General features: G+C 69.1%; 14 protein-coding genes and 1 pseudogene. 4 read left to right on the top strand and 11 right to left on the bottom strand.

Annotated elements, in window-relative coordinates; translation table 11 throughout:
• Window positions 1-57 precede the first annotated feature (57 nt).
• Window positions 58-2220, top strand: coding sequence for a lytic transglycosylase domain-containing protein (locus tag EV278_RS15895; protein WP_132093451.1), 2163 nt, complete (start codon window positions 58-60; stop codon window positions 2218-2220).
• Window positions 2221-2234: 14 nt separating this feature from the next.
• Here the strand turns inward: EV278_RS15895 and EV278_RS15900 are convergent, their stop codons facing one another.
• The 4 genes from EV278_RS15900 to EV278_RS15915 are packed head-to-tail and all read right to left on the bottom strand — an operon-like array spanning window position 2235 to window position 5437.
• The gene (locus tag EV278_RS15900) at window positions 2235-3005 is read right to left on the bottom strand and encodes an ABC transporter ATP-binding protein (RefSeq protein ID WP_132093454.1); all 771 of its coding nucleotides are present in this window, start codon (window positions 3003-3005) and stop codon (window positions 2235-2237) included.
• Window positions 3002-4042: an iron ABC transporter permease gene (locus EV278_RS15905; RefSeq protein WP_132093609.1), complete on the bottom strand. Its 1041-nt coding sequence runs from the start codon at window positions 4040-4042 to the stop codon at window positions 3002-3004. The genes EV278_RS15900 and EV278_RS15905 overlap by 4 nt, the downstream gene beginning before the upstream one ends.
• Window positions 3985-4797 (bottom strand): ABC transporter substrate-binding protein, encoded by an 813-nt coding sequence (locus EV278_RS15910; RefSeq protein WP_132093457.1) that lies wholly within the window; start codon window positions 4795-4797, stop codon window positions 3985-3987. Before EV278_RS15910 ends, EV278_RS15905 begins: the two co-directional genes overlap by 58 nt.
• 4 nt (window positions 4798-4801) lie before the next feature.
• A complete protein-coding gene (locus EV278_RS15915; RefSeq protein ID WP_132093460.1) occupies window positions 4802-5437 on the bottom strand; it encodes a TetR/AcrR family transcriptional regulator in 636 nt (211 codons plus the stop codon).
• A 165-nt stretch (window positions 5438-5602) separates the two neighbouring features.
• Here EV278_RS15915 and EV278_RS15920 point away from each other — a divergent pair, with 165 nt between their 5' ends.
• Genes EV278_RS15920 through EV278_RS15930 form a run of 3 tightly spaced genes read left to right on the top strand, consistent with a single transcriptional unit; the run spans window position 5603 to window position 8801 of the window.
• Window positions 5603-7063 (top strand): glycosyltransferase, encoded by a 1461-nt coding sequence (locus EV278_RS15920; protein ID WP_132093463.1) that lies wholly within the window; start codon window positions 5603-5605, stop codon window positions 7061-7063.
• An 18-nt stretch (window positions 7064-7081) separates the two neighbouring features.
• Window positions 7082-7993, top strand: a complete 912-nt coding sequence (locus tag EV278_RS15925) for a class I SAM-dependent methyltransferase (RefSeq protein WP_132093467.1) — start codon at window positions 7082-7084, stop codon at window positions 7991-7993.
• A 4-nt stretch (window positions 7994-7997) separates the two neighbouring features.
• Window positions 7998-8801 (top strand): RNA methyltransferase, encoded by an 804-nt coding sequence (locus EV278_RS15930; RefSeq protein ID WP_132093469.1) that lies wholly within the window; start codon window positions 7998-8000, stop codon window positions 8799-8801.
• A 47-nt stretch (window positions 8802-8848) separates the two neighbouring features.
• On the opposite strand, the gene EV278_RS15935 is transcribed toward EV278_RS15930, so the two are convergent.
• The 7 genes and pseudogenes from EV278_RS15935 to parC all read right to left on the bottom strand — a co-directional run bounded on the left by EV278_RS15935 (window position 8849) and on the right by parC (window position 17669).
• Window positions 8849-9265 (bottom strand): DUF2147 domain-containing protein, encoded by a 417-nt coding sequence (locus EV278_RS15935; RefSeq protein WP_132093472.1) that lies wholly within the window; start codon window positions 9263-9265, stop codon window positions 8849-8851.
• Between the two features lie 90 nt (window positions 9266-9355).
• Window positions 9356-9700 carry a BRCT domain-containing protein gene (locus tag EV278_RS24640; protein WP_279389380.1) on the bottom strand — a complete coding sequence of 115 codons (345 nt, stop codon included), beginning with the start codon at window positions 9698-9700 and terminating at the stop codon, window positions 9356-9358.
• Window positions 9680-10231 (bottom strand): annotated as a pseudogene (locus EV278_RS24170) (3'-5' exonuclease); the annotation flags it as partial. The gene EV278_RS24640 and the pseudogene EV278_RS24170, both read right to left, overlap by 21 nt.
• 22 nt (window positions 10232-10253) lie before the next feature.
• Window positions 10254-12656 carry an NAD-dependent DNA ligase LigA gene (ligA, locus tag EV278_RS15945; protein ID WP_132093478.1) on the bottom strand — a complete coding sequence of 801 codons (2403 nt, stop codon included), beginning with the start codon at window positions 12654-12656 and terminating at the stop codon, window positions 10254-10256.
• An 853-nt stretch (window positions 12657-13509) separates the two neighbouring features.
• Complete coding sequence (locus EV278_RS15955) at window positions 13510-13845, bottom strand: UrcA family protein (RefSeq protein WP_132093480.1); 336 nt, start codon at window positions 13843-13845, stop codon at window positions 13510-13512.
• A gap of 142 nt (window positions 13846-13987) precedes the next feature.
• Window positions 13988-15349 (bottom strand): serine hydrolase domain-containing protein, encoded by a 1362-nt coding sequence (locus EV278_RS15960; RefSeq protein WP_132093483.1) that lies wholly within the window; start codon window positions 15347-15349, stop codon window positions 13988-13990.
• 43 nt (window positions 15350-15392) lie between these two features.
• Window positions 15393-17669, bottom strand: coding sequence for a DNA topoisomerase IV subunit A (parC, locus tag EV278_RS15965; protein WP_132093485.1), 2277 nt, complete (start codon window positions 17667-17669; stop codon window positions 15393-15395).
• Between the last annotated feature and the right edge of the window lie 91 nt (window positions 17670-17760).

The raw sequence follows: 17760 nt of genomic DNA on the forward strand, positions 1-17760 counted from the left end.
ATCCGAAAACGGCGAGAATACAGCCCCGCGGGGCGGAGAATCGAAGGAGACGACGTTTTGGCGTCAGGGTTGGGCAAGGTGTTGTTGGGCGGGTCCGCGGTGGTGGCGCTCTTCGGTGTGGCGCTGGCCCAGGATGACGTCGACCTCCCCCGCGCGCCCCAGCCCTATACGGGCAGCGCCACGCCCCAGGGCCTGATCACCACGCCGCCCACCGCGACCTTCGCCACGCCCGCCGAGGCCGACGCCGCCAACCTGCGCATGGCGGTGACCAGCCGCGACCCCGCCACGATCCGCATGGCGATGTCGAGCATCCAGGACCCGCTGTCGCGCAAGATCGCCCTCTGGTCGCTGGTCGACGCCGGGGCCGAGAGCATGAGTTTCTTCGAACTGGACCAGGCGCGCCGCGACCTCTCGGGCTGGCCCCGGGCCCAGCGTCGCGAGAACGCCGCCGAGAAGGCGCTGATCACCTCCGGCCTGGACGCCCAGCGGATGATCGCCTGGTTCGGCGGCCGCGATCCGCAGACCGCCGAGGGCGCCATGGCCCTGGCCGCCGCCTACCAGGCCGCGGGCCGCACCGGCGACGCGACCAACCTGATTCGCCGCTGGTGGCGCGACCAGGTGTTCGAGCTCGACGCCCAGCGGTCCATGCTGGCGCGGTTCGGAACGTCGCTGACCAGCGACGACCACGTCCGCCGGGCCGATGTCCTGTTGTACGGACCGCAAGGCCCCGCCGCACGCGACATGGTCGCCCTGCTGCCCTACGACCAGCAGGCCCCGGCCCAAGCGCGCATCGCCTTCCGCTCGAACGCCAGCAACGCCAACGACCTCTACGCCGCGCTGTCGCCCGCCCAGCAGGCCCTGCCCGGCGTGGTCTTCGAACGCGCCGCCTATCTGCGCCGCAGGGGCCTGGACACCCTTGCCCTGCCGCTGGTCGGCCAGTTCCCCGCCCCGCCGCCCAGCGACGACGCGGCCTCCGCCATCTGGCGCGAGCGCAAGCAGCTGGTGGTCTCGGCCCTGAAGAACGGCGACGGCGCGAGCGCCTACGCCGCGGCCAACGCCCGCCTCAAGGCGGGAGCCGACGCGGCCGAAAGCGAGTTCTACGCCGGCTGGATCGCCCTGACCCGGCTGAAGGACGCCGACCGCGCCGCCGCCCACTTCGCCCGCATCGCCGAGATCGGCGCCTCGCCGATCACACGGGGCCGCGCCCTCTATTGGCAGGGCCGCGCCGCCGAGGCCCAGGGCGACCGCATCGCCGCCCAGGCCTTCTATGCCGAGGGCGCGCGCTACATCACCACCTTCTACGGCCAGCTGGCCGCCGAGAAGGCGGGGATCAAGGAGATCCGCCTCGACAAGGACCCGACGATCACCCAGGCCGACCGAGCCCGCTTCGAGGGCCGCGAGCTCGTGCGGGCGGTGCGCACCCTGATGGCGGCCGGCGCGCGCGACCAGGTGCGGATCTTCGTGTTGTTCATCGACGACCAGCTGCCCTCCGCCGAGGAAGAAGCGCTGCTGGTGGATCTGGCCCGCAGCTACGGCGACCCGGACCTGGCCATGCGCGCGGTCCGCACAGCCGCCCAGCGCGGCTTCACCCTGCCCGAGCGCGGCTATCCGCTGCTGGATCACCTGTTCACCCCGGGGCCGGGCGCGGCCGAGACGGCCTTCGTCTATTCGATCTCGCGCCAGGAGAGCAATTTCGACCCCAACGCCCGCTCCGCCCCCGGGGCCCGCGGCATGATGCAATTGATGCCGGCCACCGCCGCCATCGTCGCGCGCCAGCTGGGCGAGAGCCACAGCGTCGATCGCCTGTCCGACCCGTTCTACAACATGCGCCTGGGCTCGACCTATCTGGGTAGCATGGTCAGCAACTTCAGCGGCTCCTACATCATGGCCGCCGCCGCCTACAACGCCGGCCCCGGCCGTCCGGCCCAGTGGGTCGCCCTGTGCGGCGACCCGCGCGGCGCGACCACCGATCCGCTGGACTTCATCGAGTGCATCCCGTTCTCCGAGACCCGCAACTATGTGATGCGGACCATCGAGACGACCATGGTTTACCGCGCCCGCCTGAACGGCGGCGTGGCCCCGCTGACCCTGTCGAGCGACCTCAAGCGCGGGGGCTACAGCTATGCGGGGCCAACAGGGACGACGCCGAGCGGCTTGCCGCCGATCGGCGGATCGTCCACGGCGATCCCGCAGGGCGGTTACGTGCCCGGCACGCGCTAGCCGTCTAGCGCGACCTAGCGCGACGGCGTCCCCGAACGTCGCGCCGCCACGACGAGACCGGCTGGCGTCTCGACCAGCGCCCCGTCAAGCCGGAACACCTTGGCCAGCACGTCGGACGACAAGGCCTGGCGCGGCGCCCCCTCCGCCGCCACGCGGCCTTGGTCCAGCACCAGCACCCGGTCGCAGGACCGCGCCGCCAGGCCCAGGTCGTGCAGGGTCACGACCACCGCAGCCCCAGCCGCCGCCTCGGCGCGCAACAGGTCCAGCGTCAGAAGTTGCGCGTCGGGATCCAACCCCGCCACGGGTTCGTCGGCGACCAGCAGCGGAGCGCGCGTCGCCAGCAGGCGGGCCAGCAACACACGGGCCCGCTCGCCGCCCGACATGTCGAGTACACCCCGCTCCGCCAGGTCGGCGACACCCACCCGCTCCAGGCGCTCGCGAGCGACGGCCATGGCCTGGCGGGGCGGCAGGTCGGGCGCGCCGAGGGCGGCGACCTCCAAAGCCGGCAGGTTCCAGGCCAGGCGGCGTTCCTGCGGCAGGTAGCCCACCATACGGGCACGCTCGACGGGGCTCAGCTCGCCGACCGGGCGATCGCCCAGCTGCGCCTGTCCCGCCTCCAGCGGCATCAGGCCCAGGCCCGCCCGCAGCAGGCTGGTCTTGCCCGCGCCGTTCGGGCCGACCACGCCCAGGACCTCGCCGGACGCGACGTGTAAGGACGCGCCGTCCAGCACCAGCGCCTTGCCGCGCCGGGCCTTGATCTCCGTCAGGGTCCAGGCCGCCGTCATGACCGCCAGCTCCGCGCCGCGCGCCAGGCCAGCAGGGCGAAGACCGGCGCGCCGAACAGGGCGGTGACCACGCCCAGCTTCAGCTCCTGCTCGGTCGGGATCAGGCGGGCGGCCAGGTCGGCGGCGACCAGCAGCACCGCGCCCGCCAAAGCCGAGGGCCGCAGGAGCCGGCCTGGATCGTCGCGCACGGCGGCCCGCACCAGGTGCGGCGCGGCCAGGCCAACGAAGCCGATCACCCCGGCCGCCGCGACCGAGGCGCCCGCCAGCAGGGCCGAACCGGCCACCGCCGCCACCCGCAGTCGCGCCATCGGTAGGCCCGACATCTGGGCCGCCTCCTCGCCCAAGGTCAGCATCCGCAGGCCCTTGGCCGCGTAAAGGCACAGCCCCGCCCCGACCGCCATTGGCCCCAGGGCCCGCAGGATGTCGGTCAGGTCGCGGTTCTCGACCGAGCCCATCAGCCAGGCCAGCACCTCGGCGATGGCCACCGGCGACGGCGACAGGTTGAACACCAGCGCGGTCAGGGCGCCGGCGAAGGCCGACAGGGCCACGCCGAACAGGATCAGCACCTCGGGCTCGCGGAACCGCGCCGCCAGGCCGACCACCACCGCGCCGGCCGCCAGGGCTCCCGCCAGCGCGGCCAGTTCGATCGCGCCCGGGAACGCCGCCAAACCGCTGGCGATGGCCAGGGACGCGCCCAGGCCGGCCGTGGCCGAGACGCCCAGCACCCCGGGCTCGGCCAGCGGATTGCGCAGCAACCCCTGCATCGTCGCCCCCGCCAGGCCGAGACCCGCCCCGACCAGGGCGGCCATCAGAACCCGCGGCAGGCGGATGGTCCACAGCACCTCGGCCGGCGGCGAGGCCAGATCGGTCAGGGCCTGATGGTATTGCGCGGCGCTCAGCGGGCTTTCGCCCAGGCTGACGGCGACGGCCGCCGCAGCGATCAGGGCCAGCAGCAGGCAAAGCTCCAGGCGACGCGGGCTCATCGCGCCGCCTCCGCCAGGGCTCGGGCGCCGTCGGCGGCGAACCAGGCCGAGCAGCCCAGCATGGCGCCAGGCAAGGAGGCCACCACCCGCCCTCGCCTGGCCCGACGCAGCGCCTCGTGACGCCCGGGGCCCCATCGGTCAGCGCCGGCCCGGGTCAGGTCGAAGAAGCCCAGCACCACCGCCTTGGGCGGGTCCAGCACCAGTTTCTCCAGCGGCGCGGGCGAGAAATACGGCTGGGCCGAGGCGTTGGCGAAGCCGGCCGCCCGCAGCATGGCGTCGATCATCGTATTGGGCCCGGCCGTGTAACCGCCCGGCGTCAGGTAGAAGGCGGCCCGTCCCCGGCCGGCGCCAGCCGCCCTCGCCAGGTCGGCGTCCATCCGCGCCAGCAACGCCTCGCCCTCCGCCCCGCGGTTCAACACCCGGGCCACCTGCCGGACATTGGCCCGCACGCCGTCGAAATCGGTAGCGTCGCCAAGGCTGATCGTGCGCACGCCGCGCCGGGCCAGCGCCGCCGTCAGCCGGGCGTCGCCACCCCACTGGCGCACCACGACCTCGGGGCGGGCGCCCAGGACCGCCTCCAGCGTCGTTCGCCGTTTCGGCAAGCCGGCGGCCTTGGCGCGAAGGAAGGAATCCGGCGCACCGGCGCGCGGCGACACGCCGACGATGGTCTCGCGCGCAGCCAGGGCCAGGACATATTGGTCGGCGCAGGAATCCAGCGACATTACCCGCTCGGCGGCCATCCGGGCGGCGGCGGGCTCCGCGACCGCCGCCAGGCCGACGACGAGGCCGGCGAGCAAGGCCGCGCGCATGGGATCAGTCCGTGACCAGGCCGTGCAGCAGACCGTCCAGCGTGACCTTCATCAGTTCCTCGCGGGGCGCCCAATTGCGGTCAGGCATGGTGATCAGCAGGGCCACCAGACCGTGACAGGCCGCCCACAGCACCTGAGCCGCGCTCTCGCCGGAGCCGGTGCGCAGTCGCCCGGCGGCAGCGATTTCGTGGATGGGGCCGCTGAACTCGGCGAAGCAGCGGTCGCCCAGTTCGGCGGTGGCGGCCTGCTTTTCCTTGGAGATCACGTCGCGCGATCCGCAGAACACCAGCTGGTAGGTGTTGGGATTGTCGAGCGCGAACTTCATGTACGCCTCGAGCATCAGCCGAACCCGCTCCACCGCGTCGATCGGCCGGTGCGCGATATCGACGTTCACCGCCAGGAGCTGGCCGATCGCGTCGTCGCCGATCTCCAGCAGGATCTGGTCCTTGTCGCGGAAGTGCATGTAAAGGGCGGTCGAAGAGACCCCCACGGCGTCGGCGATCTTGCGGATCGTCGCCCCGGCGTAGCCTTCGGCTATGAAGATGCGTTCGGCCGCGGCCAGGATCTCTCCGCGACGCAGGTGGCCGTCGCCCTTCGGCTTGCGGGCCGACTTGTGCGGTTTCTTCAACGCGACCGTCACGATATGGCGTTCCCCTGCCTCGTCCCCGAATGTCACACTAAACGGGAATCACCCAAACGCCGCAACTCCTCTGGATTTCCTCGAAACGCGTGTTTTTCCGTTTGACACTTTCAGGTTGAAGATTCGCTAACTGCTCGCCGGATCCGATTGTGCGTGGCGGGGGCGATGGCGCGAGAAGAAAGAGACCAGCGACGCGGGTTCGGCGCAAAGCCAGGCGTCAAGCATCGGATCAAGGTTCAGGAGAACGGCGCCGCCCAGGCCGCCGCACCGTTGCCCGACGGCGCCCATCGGCGGCTATCTCGGGGCCAGATGGCGGGACTGGCGATCCTTTTGGCGCTGCTGCTGCTCCTGGCGACGTTGCAGACCCACGCCACGTGGGAGGCCCTCCACATGCTGTTCTTCGTCGGGTTCATGGGCCATTCGGGAGTCAAGCTGGTCGCCGCCTTCACACCGCGAGCGCCGATGACCCCGACCTCGCTACCCGACGAAGCCCTGCCCGCCTACACGATCATCGCTCCCTTGTATCGGGAAGCCGCGGTGGCGGCGGAGCTGGTCGCCAATCTCACGCGGCTGGACTATCCGCGCGACCGCCTGCAGGTGCTGATCGCCCTGGAAGCCAACGATCACGAGACCCAGGCGGCCTTCGCGGCCCTGGACCTTCCGGCCGGCTTCCAGGTGTTGATCGCGCCGCCCGGCTCGCCGCAGACAAAGCCCCGCGCCTGCAACGTCGCCCTGGGGCGGGCCCACGGCGACCTGGTGGTTATCTACGACGCCGAGGATGCGCCCCATCCCGGCCAGCTACGTGAAGCCGCCGCGCGGTTCGCCCAGGACGACGCGAGCCTGGCCTGCCTGCAGGCGCCGCTACGGATCGAGCCGGACCCGCGCTTCCTGCCCGACCAGTTCGCCCTCGAATACGCCGTGCTGTTCGAGGTCTTCCTGCCGGCCTTGGCGCGCTGGCGCCTGGCCTTCCCGCTGGGCGGCACCAGCAATCATTTTCGGGCCGACGCCTTGCGCGCCATCGGAGGGTGGGATCCCTACAACGTGACGGAGGACGCCGACATTGGCTTTCGCCTGGCCGCCCAGGGCTACAGGCTGGACGTCATCACTCGTCCCACCCTTGAGACCTCCCCAGCCACGCTGAAGATCTGGACGCCGCAACGGGCGCGCTGGATCAAGGGTCACCTCCAAACCTTGGCCGTCCATGCCCGAGGCCGGGTGATGCACACCCCGCGAGGGGCCGCCGCCCTGATCCTGACCCTGGCCCTGCCGCTCGTCTCGTCCCACCTGCACGGTCCGCTGTTCCTCTGGCTCCTGGTGCAGTGGGCGGGATCGCGGCTGGACCTTTGGGCCGCCGTACCGGCCATGGACTGGATGCTGGTGTTCTTCGGCTGGACCTGCATCGCGATCGCCGGAGCCGAGGCCCAGCGGCGGGCGGGGCATCGACAGCGGCCCCTGCCGCTGCTGGGCGCGATCTTCTACTGGCCGCTGCAGAGCCTGGCCGCGGCCAAGGCGCTTAGCCAGTTCATCGTCGCGCCGTTCCATTGGGACAAGACCCCGCACACGCCGCGCAGCGCCAATCCTTTGCTTCCCCGACTGCTGGCGCGGACTGGACGGGCCTTGCCCTGAGCGCGTATTGGCGGGGTCATGGATCCGACCGTCGCCGCCGCCCCTCTCGTCATGCGCACCACCGGCTGGGCCGACTACGCCCTGCTCGACAGCGGCCATGGCCGGAAGCTGGAGCGCTATGGCCGCTACACCGTCGTGCGCCCCGAGCCGCAATGCTTCTGGGCGCCGCGTCTCGCCCCGAAGGCCTGGGACGCCGCCGACGCGGTGTTCGACCCCACCGACGAGGACGAGGCCGGCCGCTGGCGCTTCAAGGGCAAGCCGCTGGAGAAGTTCCCCCTGGCCTGGGGCGAGGCGAAGTTCCACGGCCAGTTCACGCCGTTCCGGCACCTGGCCTTCTTCCCAGAACAGGCCGCCAACTGGGCCTGGCAGGACCAGCGGGTCCGCGCCGTCTCGCAAGCTCCGGGGGGCCGCCAGCCCAAGGTGCTGAACCTGTTCGGCTATACCGGCGTGGCCAGCCTGGTCTGCGCCGCCGCCGGGGCGGCCGTCACTCACGTGGACGCCAGCAAGAAGTCGGTCGGCTTCGCTCGCGAGAACGCCGCCTTCGCCGGCCTGTCCGACAAGCCGATCCGCTGGATCGTCGAGGACGCCCGCCGTTTCGTGGCCCGCGAGGTGCGGCGCGGCTCGCAGTATCACGGGATCATCCTGGATCCGCCGAAGTTCGGCCGCGGGGCCGACGGCGAGGTGTGGCGCCTGTTCGAGGACCTGGCCGAACTGACCGCCAACTGCGCGCAGATCCTGGCTCCCGACGCCTCGTTCCTGCTGATGAACGCCTATGCCGCCCGGGTCTCGGGCGCGGCGATGTCGGGCCTGCTGGCCCAGGAGCTGAAGGGACGCGGCGGGGTGATCGACTGGGGCGAGCTATCGCTGGTCGAGGAGAAGGGCGACCGCCAGATCGGCCTGTCGTTCTTCGCCCGCTGGGCCTCGGAGTGATGCGATGAACGCCCCCCAAGCGCCGAAGACCGTCACCTCCCTGTCGAACGCCACAGTCAAGGCCGTCCGCGCCCTGCACATGCGCAAGGAGCGCGAGGAGAGCGGCCTGTTCCTGGCCGAGGGCCTGAAGATCGTCATCGAGGCGATCGACTGCGGCCATGCCCCCCGGATCCTGATGTACGGCCGAGACGCCGCCGACCATCCGATGCTGCAGAAGGCCAGCCAGGCCTGCCTGAAGGCCGGCGGCGAGGTCATCGAGGTCAATCGCGAGATCCTTGAGAAGGTCTCGCGCCGCGACAATCCCCAGGCCGTAGTCGGGGTGTTCAAGCAGGTCTATGCGCCGCTCAGCGCCATCGTGCCCGAGAGCGCCCCGTGCTGGGTGGCCATGCAGGCCGTGCGCGACCCCGGCAACCTGGGCACGGTGATCCGCACCGCCGACGCGGCCGGCTGCGGCGGGGTGATCCTGGTCGGCGACTGCGTGGACCCCTATTCGGTCGAGGGCGTGCGGGCCACCATGGGCTCGATCTTCGCGGTCAAGATCGCCAAGGCCTCGGTGGCCGAGTTCCTGGCCTGGCGCGAGACCTGGCCCGGCAGCGTGATCGGCACCCTGCTGACCGCCACGGTCGACCACAGGAGCGCCGACTATGTGAAGCCGTCGCTGATCCTGATGGGCAACGAGCAGCAGGGCCTGCCGCCCGAACTGGCCGCCGCCTGCGACGTCAACGTCAAGATCCCGATGCGCGGCCGCGCCGACAGCCTGAACCTGTCGGTGGCCACCGGGATCATGATCTATACGGTGACGGGGTAAGACGGCCGGCCGGGACAGGCCCGCCGGCCTGCCCCGCAGTCGGACGACTATTTGATCCGCGTCCACTTCTCGGTCTTGCACAGCGGCGCGACGATGCAGCCCTTCAGCTTCAGCTCGTTGGCCGAGATCAGGGTGATCGTCCCCGAATAGGTGCCGCCGTCGGCGGCGTTGTAGACCTTGCCGCCGGTCCACTTGGTCGGCCCGCCGGTGAAGTCGTAGAGCATCTGCATGTTCTTCAGCGGCCGGTTGCGCAAGGACGCGTCCTTGTTCTTGGTGTCCTTCACGGCCGGGTCGCTCTTGATGTGATCCGAGCTGACCAGCTTGCCGCACAGGCTGTTGCCGCACCTGCTGATCTCGACCTGGCCGCCGTTGGTCTGGGTCTGCCACAGGCCCGTGACGTCCTGGGCGAAGGCCGGGGCGGCGACGGCGAGCGCCAGCGTGGCGGCTAGGATAGGCAGTTTCATGGGGTCTTCCTCCCGGGTTGTTGCCCCTTTCTAACGCGCGTTCGCCTGAACCGGCCATGAATTGATGGCCAAGTTCGAACAAGGCTCGCCCTATCCCGCCACCATCTCCAGCCACTCGTCCTCGGTCATCACCTGGATCCCCAGCTCGGAGGCGGTCTTCAGCTTCGAGCCGGCGCCGGGACCGGCCACCACCAGGTCGGTCTTCCTGGACACCGACGAGGCGACCTTGGCCCCCAGCCCCTCGGCCTGGGCCTTGGCCTCGTCGCGGGTCATTGTCTCCAGCGAGCCGGTGAAGACAATGGTACACCCCCCCAAAAGGCTTTGCCGCCCCACGAGCGGCGCGACGCGTACCGACTCCACCTGCGCATACGAACGAGGAATATACGCCCCCTGCGGTCGCACATAGCCAGTGTGATCAAGCCTTCCCAACGTCATTCCGATCCTGCTCGGCAAGTCACGCAGGTGCGTGACGCCATTCAACGCCGCAGCGGCCAGGGCCACCTGTCCGCAGGCATAAGCGTCAGCGCTCGCGTCATGATGGTCGAAATCCACCCCCAGATGGCCGCAGACCACGTTCAGCTTGTGTGATGACAGCTCCGGCCAAACGCTCCGCGCCATCTGAACAGTGCACATGTAGTCGAATTCCGGTGGTTGAACCTCGTAGTGCTCACAGGTTCGACGGATCACACTGATATCGAACGAGGCGTTATGCGCCAGGATCAGAGCGCCTTGGAGCACTGGCCTCAAACGTTCCAGCAACTCCGGAAACTCGTCAGCACCCTCGACCTGTTTTGGTCCAATGCCATGGAACCCGATATTAAACGGCGCGAACCTCATGCCAGGCGGACGGATATAGTGATGCTCCACGCGTGACACTTGGCCGTCTTCAATCCAGGCGAGGCCCATGGAACATGGGCTCGCTCGAGTCTCGTTGGCCGTCTCAAAATCAATCGCAACTACACTCATGCCCGCCCCCCGACAGCCAAATCTATTGCTCACCTATAAGGTTCAGCCAGTCATCTTCGGTCAAGACCGTTACGTTCAGGGCTCGCGCCTTGTCGAGTTTAGAGCCGGCTCCAGGACCCGCGACGAGGTAGTCGGTGTTTGCCGAGATCGAACCGGCAACCTTTGCACCCAAACTCAGCGCCATTGCTTTGGCTGCATCTCGCGAGAAACGCTCCAGCGTTCCCGTGAACACTACGACCTTTCCAGTCACTGGCGACTCGGCGACCGTTTTTGAGACGTCCTCGACCACCACGGCCGCGATAAGATCGTCCAGCAGAGCCAAATTGCGGGGCTCTTGGAAGAACTCGATCAGCGACTCCGCCCCTACCTCACCCAGGCCGTCGAGGCTGGTGAGGTATTCGTAAGAGGCCTTCGACTGCGGTTCGGCCACAGCGGCTAGGTCGTCCAACAAAGCCTGCGCCGACGGATAGGCTTCGGCTAATCCGGCCGCGACCGAGGCGCTGACACCCTTCACCTTGTGGGCCGCCAAGAGCTGAGAGATGCTTCCTCCAGCACCAAGTTGCTCCAACCAGTCGGCCAAGGGTGATGCAGCTGCCGCCAACCGCTCGGCGACAACCGGGCCAAGCTTGTCGATGGTCAATAAACGCTGGCGTGGCCTGAAATGATCGGCGGCCGAAATCACGCCGGCGCGCAGTCTATCCAGCGACCCGAAGTGCTCAGCCAACAAGCGCGCCGTCTCTTCCCCCACGTGACGAATACCTAGTGCAAACACGAAGCGCGATAGCGAAATCCGACGACGGGCGTCGATGTTGTCGAATAGGGTCTCTAGCCCCTCAAAGGCTCTATCACTATCGTCGATCGTCTTACCGCCTGCCCCTTCCCCCTTCAGCATTTGGCGCTGCAAGGCTTGCTCCTTGCGGCGCTCGATGATGGCTGCCCTGACCTCCTTCGCGCGGCTTCGCAGACGGAAGATATCGGCGGGATCCTTCAGCAGGCCCCTTTCGTGAAACAGCTCGACGTAGGTCTCGCCAAAGCCTTCGATGTCGAAAGCTTTCCGCGAAATGAAGAGCTTGATCCTTTCGGTGAGCTGAGCCGAACAGACGAGGCCGCCTGTGCATCGCCGCACAGCTTCTCCAATCTCGCGGATCGCGTGGCTACCGCAGACGGGACAAGTGTTAGGGAAAATAAAACGTTCGGCGTTCGGCGGTCGCTCCGACGCTACAACGTTCACGATCTGGGGAATAACGTCGCCCGCGCGTTGCAGCACCACTGTATCGCCGATGTGAATGTCCTTCCGAACGATCTCATCCTCATTATGCAGAGTAGCGTTCCGCACAACTACCCCGCCGACCGTCACCGGCTTGAGCCGCGCCACCGGGGTGATCGCCCCGGTGCGGCCCACCTGCAGGTCGATGGCCTCCAGGATCGTGCGGGCCTGCTGGGCCGGGAACTTGCGGGCGATGGCCCAGCGCGGCGAGCGCGAGACGAAGCCCAGGCGGCGCTGCTGCTCCAGGTCGTCGACCTTGTAGACCACGCCGTCGATGTCGAACGGCAGCTTGGGCCGCAGCACCTCGAACGCGGCATAGGCGTCGAGCAGGCCCTGGGCGTCCTGGACGCGCCGGGCCGGCGGGGCGGTGGTGACGAAGCCCCAGTCGTGGAGCTTTCCCAGCGCCTCCCACTGGCCGGCCGCGAACGGGCCGCTGGCCAGGCCCCAGGCATAGGCGAAGAACCGCAGCGGCCGCTGGGCGCTGATCTTCGGGTCGATCTGGCGCAGCGAGCCGGCGGCGAAGTTGCGGGGGTTGGCGTAGGTGCGCTGTCCGGCCTCCTGGGCGGCGGCGTTGAAGGCGGCGAAGGCCTCCAGCTCGACATAGACCTCGCCGCGGATCTCGATCACCTCGGGCCAGCCCGCCCCCTTCAGGCGGTGGGGGATGTCGGCGATGGTGCGCAGGTTGGCGGTGACGTCCTCGCCCACCTTGCCGTCGCCCCGGGTCGCGCCCTGGACCAGCACGCCGTTCTCGTAGCGCAGCGAGGCCGACAGGCCGTCGATCTTCGGCTCGGCGGTGTAGAACACCGGCTCGTCCCCAAGGCGCAGGAAGCGGCGGATGCGCGCGTCGAACTCGGTCGCCTCGTCGTTGGAAAAGGCGTTGTCCAGGCTCAGCATCGGCACGCCGTGCTCGACGGCTGAGAACTGCTCGGCCCGCGCCGCCCCCACCCGCATCGACGGCGAGTTCTCGCGGATCAGCTCGGGAAACCGCGCCTCGATCTCAAGGTTGCGGCGCTTGAGGGCGTCGTACTCGGCGTCGCTGATCGTCGGGGCGTCCTGCTGGTGATAGCGCAGGTCGTGCGCCGCCAGTTCGTCGGCCAGCCAGGCCAGTTCGGCGTCAGCTTGGTCCTTGGTGAGGTCGGCGACGGCGATCTGGGACACGGGCGAATCCAAAGGCTGGAGGACGGCGGGGAGATTAGCGACGAGCGACCGGTCGGGGGAGGCGTTTTGTGCCGATCCTGCACCGTCCCTTGCCCCCTACGGACCGCTTCGCGGTCGTCTTCCCCCCTTGGGGGAAGAGCCTCGCTCCGCCCCCTCTGGGGGCGGACAGACCGCGCAGCGGTCAGGTGGGGGCAAGTGTTAGCGACCTCACGCGATCTCTCGCTGAGTTGGTGGAAAGGGACGCGGAGCGCCGGACATCGTCCGGAGGTCTTTTGATAAATACCGTTTCGACGAAGCCGATCGCTCCGCGCGCTCGTTTTCCGCCAGCGTCCGGTGGGCAGCCCTATTGAGGCTTAGCCGGACCCGGTCTCGATCCCTTTCGGGAGAAACCGGACGCCAGGGGCGCGGGCCTATGGGCAAATCACGCGCTTTATCCCCGTTCGACGCCGACGGCGGGCGGGCTTCCCAACGATGGAAGGCCCCGGACACGCTGGAGTAACCCCCTCCAGCCCAGTCCCGCTCGATCGCCCCCCGCCGCCGCATCGGTCGCTGGCCATGCGCCCTTTCCCCGCGTCGAGGTGAGGTCAGAATAAGGGCGCCCAGGAAGGGTGAGGATCGATTGGGGTCGAGAAAGTTCAGAGCGTTGAAATCGCTGGGGTCCGTACCGGATAGCCCGAGGATAAGTCCCCCGCTGGGGACACGCGCTCCAGCGATAAAGCTCGGCGGGAGCCTCGTGGCGTCTCCCCTTGGGGCTGGGGACAGGCGACGCCGTGAGCGCTCTGAGGGATAAAGCGGCCGGGCCACGTGGCGCGCCCGGCGCTCCCGCCACCTCCCCGGAGGGAGGATCTCGGACCTAGCCGCCAGCCGCCCGCAGGGCGCTGGCCTGTCGGCGCGACAGCTTGGACTGGATCTCGTCGCGGATATCGATCCGGCAGGCGCGGGCCGACCAGCGGTCGAGCTTTTCGGCCCGGGCGCGGGCGTCACAGACGCTCTCGCCGGCCGTGTCGATCCGGGCCTGGAACCGGCGAGCGTCGTCGGGGCGCGAAAGGTCCAGGTCGCCGATCCGGATCGTGGCCAGCACCGCGGGCCTGGCCGGCGCGGCGTGGGCGGCCTGGGTAAGCCCCAGGGCCGGCAAGGCCGCGAGGCCCAGGATTGCCGCCGTCGAAAGCTTGGCGATGAACCGGCTCATGTCCGTCTCCCCCGTCCTGGCGACGCCGTCCGCGCCGCCTTCGAGAGGTAGAATGACCGGATTGTTCTACGAATACGCGTTACGTCTGCTTCATGACGTGGTATTCATGGAATGAACGACCTGTAATCTTTTCGCATGTGTTCTATCGCGAGGAAGAGTTCAGCCGCGCCTCCTTGACCGGCGGGCGTTCCAGCGCCTGGTAGACCACCGTGCGCGTCGTCGCGTCCAGGCCCGAGCCCACCCCGCCCAGGCGCTGGATCATGCCGATGAAGAACAGGTCGTTGCTGGGGTCGATCCAGAACCAGGTGCCGGCGCTGCCGCCCCAGCTGATCGTGCCCGGACCGACCGGCGCGCCGGACAGGTGCGGATCGACCGCCACGGCCACGTCCAGGCCGTAACCCATGCCGGCGCTGAACGGGAACGGCTTCTGGTCCGGCCGCAGCACCCCGGCCGTGCCGTTGGTGGTGACCTGGAAGCTGGACGGCAAATGGTTGGATCGCATCAAGGCCACGGTCTCGGGCCGCAGGATCCGCACCCCGTCCAGCTCGCCGCCGTTCAGGATCATCTGGGCGAAGCGGGCGAAGTCGCCGGCGGTGGACAGCAGCCCCCCGCCCCCCGACGGCGCGGCCGGCGGCCGGGAGACGTCGCGCCATGGCCCCTCGTTGGCGGGGATCAGCTTGCCGGTGGCCGGATCGCCGTCATAGAGGGCGGCCAGGCGCGGCAGCTTCTCGGCCGGGGCCCAGAAGGCGGTGTCCTTCATCTTCAGGGGACGGAATATCCGCTCCTCCATGAACACCGGCAGGGTCTGGCCCGACAGGCGCTCGACGATCAGCCCCTGCAGGTCGGCGGCGACGCTGTAGCGCCACATCACCCCGGGCTGGGCGTACATCGGCAGCATGGCCACCTTGCGCACCAGGTGGTCCAGGCTGTCGGACTGCAGCACCCCGGCCCGGTAATAGGCCTGGTCGGCGACGCTGGCCGGATCGTCGGCCAAGCCGTAGGCGAAGCCGGCCGTATGGGTCATCAGCTCGCGCATGGTCGGCGGACGGCTGACGGGGGTCAGGATCGGTCGTCCCTGGGCGTCGACGCCGGAGGCCACGCGCAGGTCCGCCAGTTCGGGCAGATACTCCGTGATCGGATCGTCCAGCCGCCACCGCCCCTCCTGGTAGAGGATCAGCATCGCCACCCCGGTGACCGCCTTGGTCTCGGAGCGGATGCGGAAGATGGCGTCGGCCGGCATGGCCTCGCCGGTCTCCAGGCTGCGCTTGCCGAAGGCCTTCAGCGACACAATCCGGCCGTGGCGGCCCAGCACGGTGACGCCGCCGGCGATCTGGCCCTGGTCGACCAGGGCCTGCATGGTCTCGTCGAGCCTGCGCAGCCGTTCGGCCGAAAAGCCGGCCGTCTCGGGCCGGGTCGAGGGCAAGGGCGCGGCGGCCAGGGAACCGGCGGCGGTGAGCCCCAGAAGCGCGGCCAGGGCGCCGGCGGTGCGACGCATCACGTTCATGCCCCCTCCAGGGGGAGGGAGAAACGCGCGGCCACCGCCCTCATCACTTCGGCCGGAACCGCTTGGACGTCGGGAAGCCCTTGGGCGACAGCTTGCCGGCGCCTGCGCGACGGCCGATCCAGTCCTTCCACTCGGTCCAGTCGCGGCGACGGCCGGCCGTGTCGATCCAGAAGGCACCCCCCTCGGTGGTGAACGAGATCGCGTCGCGCAACCCGCCCTCGCGATAGGACTGCAGCTTGACGCCCTTGCCGCGCGGCATTTCCGGCAGTTCCTCCAGCGGGAAGATCAGGATCTTGCCATTGTCGCCGATCACCGCGATCTGGTCGCCGACCGCCTCCAGGCAGAAAGCCGCGCCGGCGGAGTCGACGGTCAGGACCTGCTTGCCGGCCTTGCGGTTGGCCACCGCCTCCTCCTCCGGCATCAGGAAGCCGTAGCCCTGTTTCGAGGCCACGAAGCGCTTGCGCCCAGCCTTGAACGGGAACATGTCGATGATCTTCACCTTGTCATCGAGCTCGATCATCATCCGCACGGGCTCGCCGTGACCGCGCGCCGACGGCAGGTTGGCGCAGCTGATCGTGAAGAACCGGCCGTCGCTGGTGAACAGCAGCAGCTTGTCGGTGGTCTCGGCCGGGGCCAGGAAGCCCAGCTTGTCGCCTTCCTTGAACTTCAGCTCGGACGGGTCGTCGATCTTGCCCTTGGCGGCGCGGATCCAGCCGCGGTCCGACAGGATGACGGTGATCGGCTCGCGCACGATCATCGCCTCCAGGGCCGCGTCGGCGTCGACCACTGGCGCGTCCTCGAAGATCGAACGGCCGATCACGCCGGTGGGGCGCGGCTTGTCGTGCGGGTGGCTGATCTTGACCAGCACGGCGCGCACCTGGCGCAGGCCCGTTCCGACCAGGTCCCACTGCTTGCGGTCGCTGGCCAGCATGGCCAGGATGCCGTCGCGCTCTTCCACCAGCTCGGCGTGCTCGCGGCGGATCTCCATCTCCTCCAGCTTGGCCAGCTGGCGCAGGCGGGTGTTGAGGATGGCGTCGGCCTGGATTTCCGACAGGGCGAAGGCGGCGATCAGCTTCTGCTTGGGCTCGTCCTCGTAGCGGACGATGCGGATCACCTCGTCCAGATTGAGGTAGGCGATCAGCAGGCCGTCCAGGATGTGCAGGCGGGCCTCGATCTTGGCCAGGCGGTGGCGAGCCCGGCGGGTCAGCACCTCGCGGCGGTGGGCCAGGAACGCCATCAGCGCCTGTTTGATCCCCATCACGCCCGGCGTGCCCTTAGCGTCCAGCACGTTGATGTTGACCGGGAAGCGGCTTTCCAGCGCCGAGAGCTTGAACAGGCTCTCCATCAGCACTTCGGGCTCGACGTTCTTGGACTTGGGCTCGAGGACCAGACGGATGTCCTCGGCGCTCTCGTCGCGCACGTCGCCCAGCAGGGCGGCCTTCTTGCTGTCGATCAGGTCGGCCAGTTGCTCGACCAGGTCCGACTTCTTGACCTGGTAGGGGATCTCGGTGACGACGATCTGGTAGGTCCCGCGGCCGGTGTCTTCCTTCTCCCAGCGGGCGCGGGTGCGCACGCCGCCGCGACCGGTCTCGTAGGTCTCCAGCAGGCTCTCGCGGGATTCGACGATCACGCCGCCGGTCGGGAAGTCCGGGCCCGGCACGCGCTCCAGGATCTCGGCCGTGGTCGCCTCGGGCTTGGACAGCAGCAGCAGGCAGGCGTCGATCAGTTCGGCCGGGTTGTGCGGCGGGATCGAGGTGGCCATGCCCACGGCGATGCCCGAGCTGCCGTTGGCCAAGAGGTTCGGGAAGCCCGACGGCAGGACCACCGGCTCCTCGTCCTGGCCGTCGTAGGACGGCTTGAAGTCGACCGCGTTCTCGTCGATGCCGTCCAGCAGCAGCATGGCCGCGGCGGTCATCTTGCACTCGGTGTAGCGCATGGCGGCGGGGTTATCGCCGTCGATGTTGCCGAAGTTGCCCTGGCCGTCGACCAGCGGCACCCGCTGGGCGAAGTCCTGGGCCAGGCGGACCAGGGCGTCGTAGATCGACTGGTCGCCGTGCGGGTGGAAGTTACCCATCACCTCGCCGACCACCTTGGCGCACTTGCGCGCGGCGCCTTCGGGGTTGAGGCGCATGTTGTTCATCGCGTGCAGCACGCGCCGGTGCACGGGCTTGAGGCCATCGCGCACGTCGGGCAGGGCCCGCGAGCCGATCGTCGACAGCGCATAGGCCAGGTAGCGCTTGGACAGCGCCTCGCTCAGCGGCTCGTCGAGGATGCGGCCGTCTTCCGGGCCGCCGGGGGGAGGTAGGACTGGTTTGTTCATCGGGGAGATTCGTTACGCGTGGAGGGCACAGTAGCAGATGTGGCGGGCTGGGTTCGAGAGTTCGGGATGTGGCGGACTTGCCCCTTGCGGG

The organism is Caulobacter sp. BK020, assembly GCF_004342605.1.
Classification (GTDB): domain Bacteria; phylum Pseudomonadota; class Alphaproteobacteria; order Caulobacterales; family Caulobacteraceae; genus Caulobacter.

Coding starts and splice junctions, on each gene's coding strand:
- EV278_RS15920 (WP_132093463.1), top strand. CDS start 5,603: ATGGCGCGAGAAGAAAGAGACCAGCGACGCGGGTTCGGCGCAAAGCCA.
- EV278_RS24640 (WP_279389380.1), bottom strand. CDS start 9,700: ATGACGTTGGGAAGGCTTGATCACACTGGCTATGTGCGACCGCAGGGG.
- EV278_RS15930 (WP_132093469.1), top strand. CDS start 7,998: ATGAACGCCCCCCAAGCGCCGAAGACCGTCACCTCCCTGTCGAACGCC.
- EV278_RS15925 (WP_132093467.1), top strand. CDS start 7,082: ATGGATCCGACCGTCGCCGCCGCCCCTCTCGTCATGCGCACCACCGGC.
- EV278_RS15935 (WP_132093472.1), bottom strand. CDS start 9,265: ATGAAACTGCCTATCCTAGCCGCCACGCTGGCGCTCGCCGTCGCCGCC.
- EV278_RS15900 (WP_132093454.1), bottom strand. CDS start 3,005: ATGACGGCGGCCTGGACCCTGACGGAGATCAAGGCCCGGCGCGGCAAG.
- EV278_RS15960 (WP_132093483.1), bottom strand. CDS start 15,349: ATGAACGTGATGCGTCGCACCGCCGGCGCCCTGGCCGCGCTTCTGGGG.
- EV278_RS15910 (WP_132093457.1), bottom strand. CDS start 4,797: ATGCGCGCGGCCTTGCTCGCCGGCCTCGTCGTCGGCCTGGCGGCGGTC.
- parC (WP_132093485.1), bottom strand. CDS start 17,669: ATGAACAAACCAGTCCTACCTCCCCCCGGCGGCCCGGAAGACGGCCGC.
- EV278_RS15955 (WP_132093480.1), bottom strand. CDS start 13,845: ATGAGCCGGTTCATCGCCAAGCTTTCGACGGCGGCAATCCTGGGCCTC.